This is a genomic window from Sphingomonas rubra (assembly GCF_900115745.1).
Classification (GTDB): Bacteria; Pseudomonadota; Alphaproteobacteria; order Sphingomonadales; family Sphingomonadaceae; genus Sphingomonas; species Sphingomonas rubra.
Window position 1 is genome coordinate 154,597 of record NZ_FOXP01000009.1, and the last position, 12,704, is coordinate 167,300.

The following is a 12,704-nucleotide window of genomic DNA, read 5'->3' on the forward strand; positions in this document are numbered from 1 at the left end:
CCTGGGGCCCGGCCTGCGCCGGGGTGGACGTAAAGTATTTCGGTGATCCGGCTGCCGCCGGGATGTCCGCTGCGGGAACGATGATCGGTACCCAGCGCTCGCGGCGCGGGCGCTAGGGCCCGGCGGACGGGCGGGAGCTGGTCCCGCACGGTCCGCCGGCCGTGGCGCTGCTCTAGGAGCCGCTGCCAGCCAAGGCTGCCAGCAGCAGCAGCGCGACGATGTTGGTGATCTTGATCATCGGGTTCACCGCCGGGCCCGCCGTATCCTTGTACGGGTCGCCCACGGTGTCGCCGGTGACCGCGGCCTTGTGCGCCTCCGATCCCTTGCCGCCGTGATTGCCGTCCTCGATATATTTCTTGGCATTGTCCCAGGCGCCGCCTCCCGACGTCATCGACAAGGCGACGAACAGGCCGGAGACGATGACGCCCAGCAGCATCGCGCCGAGCGCGGCGAAGCCGGAGGCCTGCCCCGCGACGGCGGTGATGACGAAGTAGAGCGCGATCGGGCTGGCCACCGGCAGCAGCGAGGGGACGATCATCTCCTTGATCGCGGCGCGGGTGACGAGGTCGACGGTGCGGCCGTAATTGGGGCGGCTGGTCCCTTGCATGATGCCGGGATTGTCGCGGAACTGACCGCGCACCTCCTCCACCACCGCGCCCGCCGCGCGGCCGACCGCGGTCATGCCGAACGCGCCGAACAGGTAGGGCAGGAGCGCGCCGAGCAGCAGCCCGACGATGACGTACGGGTTGGACAGGCTGAAATCGACGGTGAGGTCGGGGAAATAGGTGGCGAGGTCGGTCGTATAGGCCCCGAACAGCACCAGCGCGGCGAGCCCGGCGGAGCCGATCGCGTAGCCCTTGGTCACCGCCTTGGTGGTGTTGCCGACCGCGTCGAGCGCGTCGGTGCGCTCGCGCACCTCGTGCGGCAGTTCCGCCATCTCGGCGATGCCGCCGGCATTGTCGGTGACGGGACCGTAGGCGTCGAGCGCGACGACCATGCCCGCCTGCGCCAGCATCGCGGTGGCGGCGAAGGCGATGCCGATGATGCCGGCGAGCTGATAGGCGGCGATCACCGCGACGACGATGACGAGCGTCGGCAGCGCGGTCGCCTCCAGGCTGATCGCCAGGCCTTGGATGACGTTGGTGCCGTGGCCCGTCTCCGACGCCTTGGCGATGGAGCGGACCGGGCGGTGGTTGGTGCCGGTGTAATATTCGGTGATCCACACCAGCAGGCCGGTGACGACCAGGCCCACCATCATGCACCAGAACAGGTCGAGCCCGGTGAAGCCGGTGCCGCCCACGGCTGGGGCGGCGGGCACCATGTCGGTGGTGATCGCGCCGGTGCCGGGCGCAAGGAAGCCCGCCCCGCCGATCGTCGCGCCGAGATCGCCGAGCACCAGCGTGCTGGCGAACCAGATCGCGGGGATCGACAGGATCGCCGAGGTGAAGAACCCCTTGTAGAGCGCGCCCATGATGCTGCCGCGGCCGAGGCGCACGGCGTAGGTGCCGATGATGGAGGTGACGATGCAGACGCCGCCGACGATCAGCGGCAGGCTCATCAGCCGCATCAGCTCGGCCGGGTCCGCCTGGATCAGCAGGGCGATCGAGATCATGGTGACGCCGAGCGTGACGACGTAGGTCTCGAACAGGTCGGCGGCCATGCCGGCGCAGTCGCCGACATTGTCGCCCACATTGTCGGCGATCACGGCGGGATTGCGGGGATCGTCCTCCGGAATGCCGGCCTCGACCTTGCCGACGAGATCGGCGCCGACGTCGGCCGCCTTGGTGAAGATGCCGCCGCCGAGCCGCGCGAAGATCGAGATCAGCGACGCGCCGAACGCCAGGGCGGTCAGCGCCTCGACGATCTCGCGGTCGTTGGGGGCGAGGCCGGACGGCCCGGTCAGGTACCAGAAGAAGACGGCGATCGACAGCAGGCCGAGGCCGGCGACCAGCATGCCGGTGACGGCGCCCGAGCGGAAGGCGGTGGTGAGCCCGCCTTGGAGCGAGGTGCGCGCTGCCTCCGCCGTGCGCACGTTGGCGCGCACCGAGATGTTCATGCCGACGTAGCCGGCGACGCCCGACAGCACCGCGCCGATCACGAAGCCGGTGGTGGAGAGGACGCCCAAAGTGAGGAAGAGCACGACCGCGACGACGACGCCGACGATCGCGATGGTGGTGTACTGCCGCCCGAGATAGGCCTTGGCCCCCTCCTGGATGGCGGCGGCGATGTCCTGCATGCGGGCGTCGCCGGGCGACTGGCGCAGCACCTGGCCGCTGGTGACGATGCCGTAGATCACGGCGATGACGCCGCAGATCATGGCGAGGTAGACACTCGTCATGCTCATCCTCCTCCTGATGCGCGGGCGCCCGGCGGTTGCTCCGCCGATGTCGTCACGCGCGATTCGGGGAGGCTATCAGGGGAGGCGCGCGATGCAAGCGTGCTCGAAGCCGAGCAGCGGGGGCAGAGGGACGGCCTCGTCGCCGTCGACCAGCGCGATGCCGGTGCCGGCGGCGAAGCGGCCGATGCCGGTGGCGGGCACGGGCGGCGTCCAGCCGGCGGGAGCGGCGAAGAGCAACTGATAGTCGTCGCCCGCGGTCGCCGCGGCGAGGCGGCCGGGGCGATCGGCGGGCGCGTGCGGGGAGAGGGGAACGGCGGCAAGGTCGATCCGGGCCGCGAGACCGCTCGCCGCGGCCATCCGCGCGGCGTCGATCAGCAGGCCGTCGGACACGTCGGCCATGGCGTGGACGTGGGGGGCGAGCGCGCGGCCCTCGTCCAGGCGCGGCAGCGGGCGGCGATAGGCGGCGAGGAGCGCGGCCGGGCCCTCGCCGTCGCGGGCGACCGCGAGGCCGAGGCCCGCGTCGCCGATCGTGCCGGTGACCCACAACGCGTCGCCGGCGCGCGCGCCGCTGCGGAGCGGGGCGGCGGCATCACGGCCGATCGCGGTGCAGGTGAGGACGCGGGGCGCGCCCGCGGGCAGCGAGACGGTGTCGCCGCCGATCAGCGGGACGTCGTAGGCGTGCAGGATCTCGGCGAGGCCGGCGAGGAAGGGTCGGTCCCACGCCTCGCCGCCGAGGGGCAGGTTGAGGAGCACGCCCTCCGGCACCGCGCCCTTGGCGGCGAGGTCGGACAGGTTCACCGCGACGAGCTTCCAGGCGACGTCCTGGGGCGGGTCGCTGGGCAGGTAATGGACGCCCTCGACTAGCGTATCGGTGGTGACGACGAGGCCGGCGACCAGCGCGGCGTCGTCGGCGAGGCCGCGGGCGCCGGGGTGAAGGGGAAGTTGCCGGAGGGCGGCGAGGAACTCGGCTTCGGTCACGGGTCGCGCCGGGCACCGTCGAGCGTCGTGTCGACGCGGGTGCGCTCGGCGGCGTCCTGCGCCTTCTCGGCGCGGGTGCGGCCGAAGGCGGCGCGGTTGGCGGCGGCCTGCTTCTCCGCGGTGGCGCGCGCCTTGACCTTTCGGGCGCGCCGCAGGTTCACGATCTCGGCCATTCTAGTCCTCCCCGAGCTTGCTCGGGGAGGGGGACCATGCGCAGTATGGTGGAGGGGCAGGCCGGAAGCGTGGCGCTTGCGGCCTTGCCCCTCCACCACTCGCCTGCGGCGAGCGGTCCCCCTCCCCAAGCAAAGCTTGGGGAGGACGGGAGCGGTCAGCCGCGGGCATCTTTGGCGATGGCGTCGAGCAGTCCGTTGACGAAGCCGGACTCGCGTTTCTCGTAGAAGGCGTGGGCGACGTCGACATATTCGCTGATGACCGCGCCGACCGGCACGTCCTTGCGCGCGAGCAGTTCGTAGCTGCCGGCGCGCAGGATCGCCTTCATCGGCTTGTCGAGGCGGGCGAGCGTCCAGCCGGTGGCGAGCTTCGCCTCGATCAGCCGGTCGATCTCGCCGGTGCGCGCGTCGGCACCCTTCACCAGATCGTCGAAGAAATCGACGTCGGCGTCGGCATATTCGACGTCCTCGATGGTCGCGCCGATGCGGTGATGGTGAAATTCGTGGAGCAGCGCGGGGATCGGGGTCGCTTCCATGTCGCGCTGGTAGAGCGCCTGGACGGCGGCGAGGCGCGCGGCGGCACGCGCGGTGGTACGGGTAGCGTTACGGGACATGGGAAGCAGCCTGTAGGGCGCAACCGCGCGCGCGTCACCCCGATGTGGTCCGAGGACGCGGGTTTCGACCGTCATTCTGGTTCGGTAACGTTGCGCTAACGCCGATTTCCCAAGTCGTTGGCATGGAAACGCGCTTCGCCCTCGCTCGCCTCGCCGACCATCAGCGCGCCATCATGGCGCAGGTCGACGACAGTCGCCGCCGGCTCCGCAGCGACGGGCGCGGCGCGCAGCCGCATCTGGCCAAGCAGCGCTGGGTGCTGATGCGGATGCTGCGCGAGTATCAGCTGTTCAAGCACGTCGAGATCTTCGATCCCGCCATCGTCCGGGGCGATGCGCGCCGCGCCGATCTGGCCCGCGGAATGAAGGAGCGGTGCGTCGCGGCGGGCGAGGATTACCAGCGGCACGTCGCCTTGTGGACGGGCGAGGCGATCCACGCGTGCTGGGCGGATTACGCGGCGGCGGTGATCGCCCTGGCCGACCGGCTGGCGCAGCACGTCGCGCGCGAGCGGTGCGACGTGGAGATGCTGCTGGACGGGACGGAGCGCACCCGGCGGTCCATCGTGCGCGTTAGCGGTTGAGCCGCAGCCTGAGCGCGACGGAGCGGGCGTGGGCGGGCAGCCCCTCCGCCTCGGCCAGCGCGACGGTGGCGGGGCCGAGTTCGGCCAGCGCGGTCTCGTCCAAGCCGAGAAAGCTCGTCCGCTTCATGAAATCGAGCACCGACAGGCCGCTGGCAAAGCGGGCGCGGCGGCCGGTGGGGAGGACGTGGTTGGGGCCGGCGACGTAATCGCCGATCGCCTCCGGCGTGTGGCGGCCGAGAAAGACGCTGCCGGCGTGGCGTACCCTGTCGAACAAGGACTGCGGGTCGTCGACGGCGAGCTGGAGGTGCTCGGGGGCGAGGCGATCGATCAGCGGGCAGGCGTCGGCGAGGCGGTCGACCACGATCACCGCGCCGTTGGTGTCCCAGGCGGCGCGCGCGACGGTGCCGGTGGCGAGGGTCGCGAGCTGGCGGTCGACGGCGGCGGTGACGGCGTCGGCGAACGCGGCGTCGTCGGTGAACAGGATCGACTGGGTGACGGTGTCGTGCTCGGCCTGGCTGAGCAGATCGGCGGCAATCCACTCGGGATCGTTCTTCGCGTCGGCGACGACGACGATCTCCGACGGGCCGGCGACCATGTCGATGCCGACGACGCCGTAGAGCTGGCGCTTGGCCTCCGCCACCCAGGCGTTGCCGGGGCCGGTGACGACGTCGACGGGCAGCAGGTCGCCGGCGCCGTGGGCGAGCGCGGCGACCCCTTGTGCGCCGCCGATCCGCCACACCTCGTCCACGCCCGCGAGGTGCGCGGCGGCGAGGACGAGATGGTTGATCCGGCCGTTCGGCGTCGGCGTGACCATCGCCAGCCGCCCGACACCCGCGACCTTGGCGGGGATGGCGTTCATCAGCAGCGACGAGGGATAGGCCGCGCGGCCGCCGGGGACGTAGAGGCCCGCCGCGTCGACCGGCGTCCAGCGCGCGCCGAGGCGGACGCCCGCGGCGTCGGTATAGTCGCTGTCGGCGGGCCGCTGGCGCTCGTGATAGGCGCGGATGCGGGCGGCGGCGAGATCGAGCGCGGTGCGCAGGCCGGGCTCCAGCGCCTCGTAGGCGGCGGCGCAGTCGGCGGGATCGATGCGCCATCCGGATTGGTCGAGATCGTGGCCGTCGAGGCGGTGGGTGAGGTCGCGGACCGCCTCGGCGCCGCGCCGGCGGACGTCGGCGATGATCACGGCAACGTCGCGGGACACGTCGGCGGCGGATTCGCGGCGATCGTCGACGAGGGCGGCGAAGGCTTCCGCGAAGTCGGGGGTGGAGGCGGAGAGGCGGATCACTTCACTCCCTCCCTTGCAGAGAGGGGAGAGTGGTGGCCGACCGCCCGTCGGAACGCCTCCACCAGCGCGGCCACGTCCGCCCTGGTCTTCATCGCGGCGCGGTTGACGACCAGGCGGCTTGTGACCTGCATGATCTCCTCCACCTCGACCAGGCCGTTCTCCCGGAGCGTGCGGCCCGAGGAGACGAGGTCGACGATGCGCGGTGCCAGGCCGAGCGTGGGGGCGAGTTCCATCGCGCCGTTGAGCTTGACGCATTCCGCCTGAACCCCGCGGCGCGCGAAATGGGCGGCGGTGACGTGCGGGTATTTGGTCGCGACGCGGACGTGGCTCCACCCGCGCGGATCATCTCGCGAGGCGAGCGCGGCGGGCTCCGCAACGGACAGGCGGCAGTGACCGATGCCGAGATCCACCGGCGCGTAGAGTTCGGAATAGGCGAATTCGGCGAGCACGTCGGAGCCGACAATGCCGATCTGCGCCGCGCCGTGGGCGACGAAGGTCGCGACGTCGAAGGCGCGGACGCGGATCAGCGCCACGCCCGGATCGTCGGTGGCGAAGCGGAGCGCGCGGCTGTTCTCGTCGCCGAACGCGGCCTCCGGATGGATGCCGGCACGGGCGAGGAGGGGCAGCGCCTCGGCGAGGATGCGGCCCTTGGGAACGGCGATGACCAGTGGGCTGGTGGGAGTGGGGGTGGCCATGGATGGCCGGGCTTTACGGACGGGGACGGCCGCGCGCAATCGCGCGGCGACCGCCCCCTGCGCGACGGATCAGTAGAAGAAGCGGTCGTAGACCTGCAGCGTGCGACCGTTGCGCGTGTCCACCAGCACCACGTCGTTGCCATAGCGGACCCAGCGCTGATAGCCGTAGCCCGGCCGCGGCAGGCGATAGCGCGCGTAATCGTTCACCCAATAATCGCGGCCGTAATAAGCGGGCGCGAAGCGGTGGCCGACGGCGACCGGGCGATAGCGATAGCCGCGCGGGCCGGCGTAGCCGGGGCGGGTGTAGACGCCGCGGTGCGTGCGGCGATAGTCGCGCCAGTCCTGGCGCGCCTCGCGACGGTCATCGCGCAGTTCGCGGCGGGCCTCGCGGATGTCGCCGCGGCTGCCGTACGCGCTCGCTTCGGCGAGGTCGCGCCGGCTCTCGCGCACCTCGCGCTGGCTGCGGCGGGCCTCGCCGTAGCTCTGCGCGCTGGCGGCGACGGGGGTGATGGCGGTGGCGGCGGCGAGCGCGGCCAGGATGATCGTGCGCATGACTGCTCTCCTTCAGGTGCGATGCCGGGGGCGGCATGGGCACGCAGATGCACCCGTCCGGCTGAACGGCGCGGGAATGCGGCCGTCAGCGAAAAGACAGGTTCGCTGCCCGGCTCAGATGCCCCAGCGCCGCATCGCGTCGATCACGGCCTGCGGGTTCTGCCAAGGCACGAAATGGCCGGCGTCGACCCGCTCCACCGTCAGGTCGGGGACGAGCGCGTCGAGGCCGTCGAGCTGTACCGGCAGCAGCGCCTTGTCGCCCGTGCCCCAGATCACCAGCGTCGGCTGGGTCACGGGCGGGAAGGGCGCGTCGAGGAAGGCGGGGCGAGGCGGGTCCTCGCCGGGCGCGGGAACGACGATGGACGAGGCGCGGTACCAGTTGAGCATCGCCGTCATCGCGCCGGGATGGGACCATTCGGCGAGGTAGGCGGCCTTGTCCTCGCCGAGCAGCGCGCCGGCGGTGTGCTGCGCGAAGCTGGTGGCGAGGAAGCGTTCGAGGCCCTGGCCGACCAGGCCCTGATCGATGCCGGTGTCGCGGAAGCGGGTGATGTACTGGCTGGCGGCGCGCTGGTCCGCGTCGTCGAACAGCGAGCGCTGGAAGACGAGCGGGTGCGGCGCGTTGACGATCACCAGCCGCTCGACCCGGTCGGGCCGGCCGAGCGCCGCCATCCACGCGACCGCGCCGCCCCAGTCATGGCCGACCAGCGTGAAACGGTCGACGCCCAAGTGATCGGCGAGCGCGAGAAGGTCGCCGACGATCCGGTCGGGCGCGTAGTCGGCGACGTTCGCGGGCTTGGACGAGGCGGCATAGCCGCGCTGGTCGGGGGCGATCGCGCGGTGGTCGCGCGCCAGGTCGGGAACGATGCCGCGCCAGGTGCGGTGCGATTCGGGGAAGCCGTGGAGGAGGAACACGGCCGGTGCGCCCTCCGGCCCCGCGATCTGCACGTCCAGCTCGACGCCGGTGGGAAGCGCGATGCGGGTGAGGTCGGTCATGGCAGGCTCCGGGATGCGGCCAGCAGGTCGGCCAGGTCGATCGGGTAGACGGGTTCGGGCCAGTCGGCGAGCTCGGCGGGATCGAACCAGCGCCAGCCGAACATCACCCGGCGCTCCAGGTCGGTATGGCCGGCGGTGACCACGTCGCAGGCGTCGACGTCGACGCGGAAATAGCGCTCGTCGGCGACGACCTCGACGCCCTCGATGGTGAGGAACTCGACTTCTCGGCGCGCGACCTGCGGGCCGCAGTCGCGGTCGAGGCCGACCTCCTCGCGCAGCTCGCGGCGGGCGGCGGCCTCGTAGGTCTCGTGCGCGTCGAGCGCACCGCCCGGGGTGACCCAGAAGGGCGGCCGGTCGGACGGGGTAAAGCGGAACAGCAGCACGCGGCCCTGGCCGTCGACGAGCAGGATGCGCGCGGCGGGGCGGCGGGCCTTTATCCCCAACGTCGTCATGCCGGGTTCACGCGGCGTCGAGTTCGGGGTAGTGGCGGAAGATGCCGTCCTCGTTGAACGGGATCGCGCGGTCGCTGTTGCGATAGGCGCGGACGCCGGGCAGGCCGGCGACCATGTCGTGCACGCGGATCACGCCGGGATAATCGGGCTCCAGCGTCGCCATGCGCTTCGGGAACATGTACCGCAGCCCCTCGACCAGCTGGAACAGCGAGGTGTCGCCGTAGGTCCAGCGGCCGTCGATCAGCCAGTCGCCAGGGTGGCAGGTCACCGCCTTCTCGAACCAGTGCAGGAATTTGGGCAGCCGTTCCTCGCGGAACGGCGCGGCGGCGCGGGCGGCCTCGGGCTTCTGCTCGTCGTAATAGGCGCCGACGCCGACGGGGTGGTGGACGTTGTGCACCTCCGCGACCAGGTCCGATATGGTCAGCTGCACCTCGTTCAGCCACAGCCGGTCGGCCATCGACGAGGGGCCGAGGCCGTGACGCTCGCCCAGGAACATCAGGATGTTGGCGACCTGCGCGATCACCAGCCCTTCCAGCGCGAGATAGGGCGGTGCGAACGGCGCGCGGGCGGTGCGCTCCTCCAGATCGGCGACCAGCGCGGCGGCGCCTTCCTCTCGCGCGCGATCGCGATAGTCGATGCCGGCCGCCTCGAGCGCCAGGCGGACGAACTCGCCGCGGCCGGGGATGGTCGGCCAGTACCAGAGGTCGTACGCCACGCGTGTCTCCTAATCGGCCGGCGGGTGCGCGCTGATCGCGAGCGCGTGGATGCGGGTGCTGAGCAGGTCGGCGAGCGCGGCGTTGACCAGCCGCTGCCGCGCGACGCGCGACAGGCCGGCAAAGGCGGCGCTCTCCACCTCGACGCTGAAATGCGTTTCGCCGGTGCCGTCGTCGCCCATGTGGCCGGCGTGCTGCGCGCTGTCGTTCGACACGACGAGGCGCGACGGGCTGAGCGCCCTGGTCAGGCGATCCGCGATGGTCTGCTCCAGCGGCTCGGTGGAAGGCGGGGTCATCGGGCCTATATAGCCGGTTTTCGCAACATCAGGGAACGAAGTGGACGACAAGGCGAAGAAAGGGCGGCCGAGCCCGCGTTTCCACGGCCGGGTGGAGGCCAACGGCCGGTTGTGCGCGGAGCCGGGCTGCGACGCCGCGGGCGAGTTCCGGGCACCGCCGCTGGAGGGTGCGGGAGACGGGGGCGGCCCGCCCAATTTTCGCTGGATGTGCCTGGAGCACGTGCGCGCGTTCAACAGCCGCTACAATTTCTTCGACGGCATGACGGCGGACGAGATCCACCACGCCCAGCGCCCGCTGGCGGGATGGGAGCGCGAGACGCGGGCGTTCGCGCGGGGCGGTGCGGGCGACCAGCCACCGCGCTGGGCCGACTTCTCCGACCCGCTCGATGCGCTGGCGGCGCGCTATCGCCGGGAGCCGGCCACCGATCGGCCGGACGGCAAGCCGCTGTCCGGCCAGGATCGCGAGAGCCTGCGCGTGCTCGGCCTGGCCGCCGACGCGGACCGGACGGCGCTGCGCAAACGCTATTCCGAACTGGTCCGTCGCTATCATCCCGATCGCAACGGCGGCGACCGCGGGCACGAGGCGCAGTTGCAGAAGGTAATCGCCGCCTATCAGCAGTTGCGTGGGGCGCCCGCCTTCGCCTGAGTGGGTCAGGCGCTCCGGCGCGCGGCGTCGATCGCGGCGACGTCGATCCTGCCCATCGTCGACATCGCGTCGAACGCGCGTTTGGCCTCGCCGCCACCCGCCAGCAACGCCTCCATCAGCGTGCGCGGGGTTATCTGCCAGCGGAAGCCCCAGCGGTCGTGGCACCAGCCGCACGCGCTCGCCGCGCCGCCGCCGTCCACGATCGCGTTCCAGTAGCGGTCGGTCTCCGCCTGGTCGTCGGTCAGCACCATGAAGCTGACCGCCTCGTCGGGCTGGAACTGCGGCCCGCCGTTGAGACCGGAGAAGGCGCGGCCGAGCACGGTGAAGTTGACGACGAGTTCCGACCCCGCGGCGCCGTCGGGGAAGTCGGACGGCGCGGTCACGGCCTCGCCGACATGGCTGTCGGGGAAGGTCGAGGCGTAGAACTCCGCCGCCCGGCGCGTCTCGCCATGATCGAACCAGAGGACGGTGGTCAGCTTTTCCATCATGCAACTCCCCTACGCGGCCCGGCCGGCCCGATCGGCAGGCCGGTGAACCGGGTCATCTCCGCTCTCCTGCCGGTCGCGATCAGTCCGCGCGCGCCTCGAAGATCGTGCTGAAGCCGCCGTAGATCATGCGCTTGCCGTCGAAGGGCATGTCCATCTGCTGCCAGCGATCGTCGGTCTGCATCGATGCCTCGCACCGGTCGGCCGTCGCCTTGTCGGGCCACATCACCCAGGCGAAGACCGCCACCTCGCCGTCGCGCAGGTCGACGGCGCGGCGGAAGTCGGTACGCTCGCCGGCGGGAACGTTGTCGCCCCACGCCTCGACGTGCTGGATCGCACCATATTCGCGGAACAGTGGCCACGCCTTCTCCGCGCTGGCGACGTACTCGTCGCGCCGGGCCGGCTCGACCGGGGTCACGAAACCACTGACATAGGTCATCGTCTCTCTCCTTCGGGCACCCGGCAGCCGTCACCGCGACTCGGGGCAACATGGGATTCCTCCCGGCGCATGAAGTCAACGTGCAGGCGTGGTTGAGTCCGGCACGTTTCGTCGCCTAAGGCGTTCGGTGCCATGGCCATGAACGATATTTCCAATACGCAACCGGACAGCCGCGAGACGACCGTCCTCGACGCCCCCGACAAGATGGTGTCGGTGCGCGACCTGTTCGGCATCGACCTCGACATGGAGGTGCCCGCTTTCTCCGAGGCAGACGAGCGGGTGCCGGATCTCGATCCGGCGTACGTGTTCGACCACGACACGACGCTGGCGGTGCTGGCGGGCTTCGCGCACAACCGGCGGGTGATGGTGCAGGGCTATCACGGCACCGGCAAGTCGACGCATATCGAGCAGGTGGCGGCGCGGCTGAAATGGCCGTGCATCCGCATCAACTTGGACGCACACATCAGCCGCATCGACCTGGTCGGCCGCGACGCGATCGTGCTGCGCGACGGCCAGCAGGTGACGGAGTTCCGCGAGGGGCTGCTCCCCTGGGCGTTGCAGACGCCGACCGCGCTGGTGTTCGACGAGTACGACGCCGGCCGCCCCGACGTGATGTTCGTGATCCAGCGCGTGCTGGAGACGGAGGGCAAGCTGACGCTGCTCGACCAGAACCGGGTCATCCGGCCGAGCCCGTGGTTCCGCCTGTTCGCCACCGCCAACACGGTGGGGCTGGGCGATACCAGCGGCCTGTATCACGGCACGCAGCAGATCAACCAGGGGCAGATGGACCGCTGGAACATCGTCGTCACGCTCAACTACCTGCCCGCCGCCGTGGAGGCGCAGATCGTGCTCGCCAAGTCGGGCGAGTACGACAAGCCGGACGGCAAGAAGACGGTCGAGCAGATGGTGCGCGTCGCCGACCTGACGCGCAAGGGCTTCGTCAACGGCGATATCTCCACCGTGATGAGCCCGCGCACGGTCATCACCTGGGCGCAGAACGCGCTGATCTTCGGCGACGTCGGCATGGCGTTCCGGCTGAGCTTCCTCAACAAGTGCGACGAGGCGGAGCGGTCGCTGGTGGCGGAATATTACCAGCGCGTGTTCGGCAAGGACCTGCCCGAGAGCGTGGCGCGGCGGGGTTGAAGCATTGAGTGGGCTAAGTTACTTAGTCCACGATGGGAGTGGCAACGATGGCCGAAGCCGATCCGCAGAACATGTTCAACGTGCACGAGGCGAAGACGCAGTTTTCCCGTCTTATCGACCGTGCCCATGCCGGCGAGGAGATCATCGTCGCGAAGGACGGCAAGCCGCACGCGCGATTGATGCCGCTGCCGCTGCAACCGGGCGAGCCGCGGCGTCCTGGGCGTTGGAAGGGCCTGCTCGGCCACATTCCTAGCTCGGTGTGGTTCGATCCTCTGCCTGAAGAGGAACTCGCCTTGTGGGAAGGTACGCACGAGGATCGGCACTGAC

The 12,704-nt window shown here is 70.9% G+C and carries 17 protein-coding genes; 4 read left to right on the forward strand and 13 right to left on the reverse strand.

Annotated elements, in window-relative coordinates; translation table 11 throughout:
• Positions 1 to 172 precede the first annotated feature (172 nt).
• The 4 genes from BM145_RS12270 to nusB all read right to left on the reverse strand — a co-directional run bounded on the left by BM145_RS12270 (position 173) and on the right by nusB (position 4,100).
• Positions 173 to 2,338, reverse strand: coding sequence for a sodium-translocating pyrophosphatase (locus tag BM145_RS12270; RefSeq protein ID WP_093333976.1), 2,166 nt, complete (start codon positions 2,336 to 2,338; stop codon positions 173 to 175).
• Positions 2,339 to 2,413: 75 nt separating this feature from the next.
• Positions 2,414 to 3,316 carry a thiamine-phosphate kinase gene (thiL, locus tag BM145_RS12275; protein ID WP_093333932.1) on the reverse strand — a complete coding sequence of 301 codons (903 nt, stop codon included), beginning with the start codon at positions 3,314 to 3,316 and terminating at the stop codon, positions 2,414 to 2,416.
• Complete coding sequence (locus tag BM145_RS12280; protein WP_093333933.1) at positions 3,313 to 3,489, reverse strand: DUF4169 family protein; 177 nt, start codon at positions 3,487 to 3,489, stop codon at positions 3,313 to 3,315. Before BM145_RS12280 ends, thiL begins: the two co-directional genes overlap by 4 nt.
• 155 nt (positions 3,490 to 3,644) lie before the next feature.
• Positions 3,645 to 4,100, reverse strand: a complete 456-nt coding sequence (gene nusB, locus BM145_RS12285; protein ID WP_093333934.1) for a transcription antitermination factor NusB — start codon at positions 4,098 to 4,100, stop codon at positions 3,645 to 3,647.
• A gap of 122 nt (positions 4,101 to 4,222) precedes the next feature.
• On the opposite strand from nusB, the gene BM145_RS12290 reads away from it, so the two are divergent.
• Positions 4,223 to 4,678 (forward strand): hypothetical protein, encoded by a 456-nt coding sequence (locus BM145_RS12290; protein ID WP_093333935.1) that lies wholly within the window; start codon positions 4,223 to 4,225, stop codon positions 4,676 to 4,678.
• On the opposite strand, the gene hisD is transcribed toward BM145_RS12290, so the two are convergent.
• The 7 genes from hisD to BM145_RS12325 all read right to left on the reverse strand — a co-directional run bounded on the left by hisD (position 4,668) and on the right by BM145_RS12325 (position 9,664).
• Positions 4,668 to 5,963 carry a histidinol dehydrogenase gene (gene hisD, locus BM145_RS12295; protein WP_093333936.1) on the reverse strand — a complete coding sequence of 432 codons (1,296 nt, stop codon included), beginning with the start codon at positions 5,961 to 5,963 and terminating at the stop codon, positions 4,668 to 4,670. The genes BM145_RS12290 and hisD overlap by 11 nt on opposite strands.
• Positions 5,960 to 6,658 (reverse strand): ATP phosphoribosyltransferase, encoded by a 699-nt coding sequence (gene hisG, locus BM145_RS12300; protein ID WP_093333937.1) that lies wholly within the window; start codon positions 6,656 to 6,658, stop codon positions 5,960 to 5,962. Before hisG ends, hisD begins: the two co-directional genes overlap by 4 nt.
• Before the next feature lie 69 nt (positions 6,659 to 6,727).
• Positions 6,728 to 7,210, reverse strand: a complete 483-nt coding sequence (locus BM145_RS12305) for an RcnB family protein (RefSeq protein ID WP_093333938.1) — start codon at positions 7,208 to 7,210, stop codon at positions 6,728 to 6,730.
• Positions 7,211 to 7,324: 114 nt separating this feature from the next.
• Positions 7,325 to 8,203: an alpha/beta fold hydrolase gene (locus tag BM145_RS12310; RefSeq protein WP_093333939.1), complete on the reverse strand. Its 879-nt coding sequence runs from the start codon at positions 8,201 to 8,203 to the stop codon at positions 7,325 to 7,327.
• Positions 8,200 to 8,655: an NUDIX hydrolase gene (locus BM145_RS12315; RefSeq protein ID WP_093333940.1), complete on the reverse strand. Its 456-nt coding sequence runs from the start codon at positions 8,653 to 8,655 to the stop codon at positions 8,200 to 8,202. The genes BM145_RS12310 and BM145_RS12315 overlap by 4 nt, the downstream gene beginning before the upstream one ends.
• Positions 8,656 to 8,662: 7 nt before the next feature.
• Complete coding sequence (locus BM145_RS12320; RefSeq protein ID WP_093333941.1) at positions 8,663 to 9,370, reverse strand: glutathione S-transferase; 708 nt, start codon at positions 9,368 to 9,370, stop codon at positions 8,663 to 8,665.
• A gap of 9 nt (positions 9,371 to 9,379) precedes the next feature.
• Positions 9,380 to 9,664: a BolA family protein gene (locus BM145_RS12325; RefSeq protein ID WP_093333942.1), complete on the reverse strand. Its 285-nt coding sequence runs from the start codon at positions 9,662 to 9,664 to the stop codon at positions 9,380 to 9,382.
• A 91-nt stretch (positions 9,665 to 9,755) separates the two neighbouring features.
• On the opposite strand from BM145_RS12325, the gene BM145_RS12330 reads away from it, so the two are divergent.
• Positions 9,756 to 10,310, forward strand: coding sequence for a DnaJ domain-containing protein (locus tag BM145_RS12330; protein ID WP_177200203.1), 555 nt, complete (start codon positions 9,756 to 9,758; stop codon positions 10,308 to 10,310).
• A gap of 5 nt (positions 10,311 to 10,315) precedes the next feature.
• Here BM145_RS12330 and BM145_RS12335 read toward each other — a convergent pair whose 3' ends face one another.
• Entirely contained in the window at positions 10,316 to 10,798 is a 483-nt protein-coding gene (locus BM145_RS12335) for a VOC family protein (protein WP_093333944.1), read from the reverse strand.
• Between the two features lie 79 nt (positions 10,799 to 10,877).
• On the reverse strand, positions 10,878 to 11,234 hold the full coding sequence (locus tag BM145_RS12340; RefSeq protein WP_093333945.1) for a DUF1428 domain-containing protein: 357 nt from the start codon (positions 11,232 to 11,234) through the stop codon (positions 10,878 to 10,880).
• Positions 11,235 to 11,372: 138 nt separating this feature from the next.
• On the opposite strand from BM145_RS12340, the gene cobS reads away from it, so the two are divergent.
• Positions 11,373 to 12,377 (forward strand): cobaltochelatase subunit CobS, encoded by a 1,005-nt coding sequence (gene cobS, locus BM145_RS12345; RefSeq protein ID WP_093333977.1) that lies wholly within the window; start codon positions 11,373 to 11,375, stop codon positions 12,375 to 12,377.
• Positions 12,378 to 12,424: 47 nt separating this feature from the next.
• A complete protein-coding gene (locus tag BM145_RS12350; protein WP_218149660.1) occupies positions 12,425 to 12,703 on the forward strand; it encodes a type II toxin-antitoxin system Phd/YefM family antitoxin in 279 nt (92 codons plus the stop codon).
• Position 12,704: the final 1 nt, after the last annotated feature.

Coding starts and splice junctions, on each gene's coding strand:
- BM145_RS12270 (WP_093333976.1), bottom strand. CDS start 2,338: ATGACGAGTGTCTACCTCGCCATGATCTGCGGCGTCATCGCCGTGATC.
- BM145_RS12280 (WP_093333933.1), bottom strand. CDS start 3,489: ATGGCCGAGATCGTGAACCTGCGGCGCGCCCGAAAGGTCAAGGCGCGC.
- nusB (WP_093333934.1), bottom strand. CDS start 4,100: ATGTCCCGTAACGCTACCCGTACCACCGCGCGTGCCGCCGCGCGCCTC.
- BM145_RS12290 (WP_093333935.1), top strand. CDS start 4,223: ATGGAAACGCGCTTCGCCCTCGCTCGCCTCGCCGACCATCAGCGCGCC.
- hisG (WP_093333937.1), bottom strand. CDS start 6,658: ATGGCCACCCCCACTCCCACCAGCCCACTGGTCATCGCCGTTCCCAAG.
- BM145_RS12305 (WP_093333938.1), bottom strand. CDS start 7,210: ATGCGCACGATCATCCTGGCCGCGCTCGCCGCCGCCACCGCCATCACC.
- BM145_RS12310 (WP_093333939.1), bottom strand. CDS start 8,203: ATGACCGACCTCACCCGCATCGCGCTTCCCACCGGCGTCGAGCTGGAC.
- BM145_RS12315 (WP_093333940.1), bottom strand. CDS start 8,655: ATGACGACGTTGGGGATAAAGGCCCGCCGCCCCGCCGCGCGCATCCTG.
- BM145_RS12325 (WP_093333942.1), bottom strand. CDS start 9,664: ATGACCCCGCCTTCCACCGAGCCGCTGGAGCAGACCATCGCGGATCGC.
- BM145_RS12335 (WP_093333944.1), bottom strand. CDS start 10,798: ATGATGGAAAAGCTGACCACCGTCCTCTGGTTCGATCATGGCGAGACG.
- BM145_RS12340 (WP_093333945.1), bottom strand. CDS start 11,234: ATGACCTATGTCAGTGGTTTCGTGACCCCGGTCGAGCCGGCCCGGCGC.
- cobS (WP_093333977.1), top strand. CDS start 11,373: ATGAACGATATTTCCAATACGCAACCGGACAGCCGCGAGACGACCGTC.
- BM145_RS12350 (WP_218149660.1), top strand. CDS start 12,425: ATGGCCGAAGCCGATCCGCAGAACATGTTCAACGTGCACGAGGCGAAG.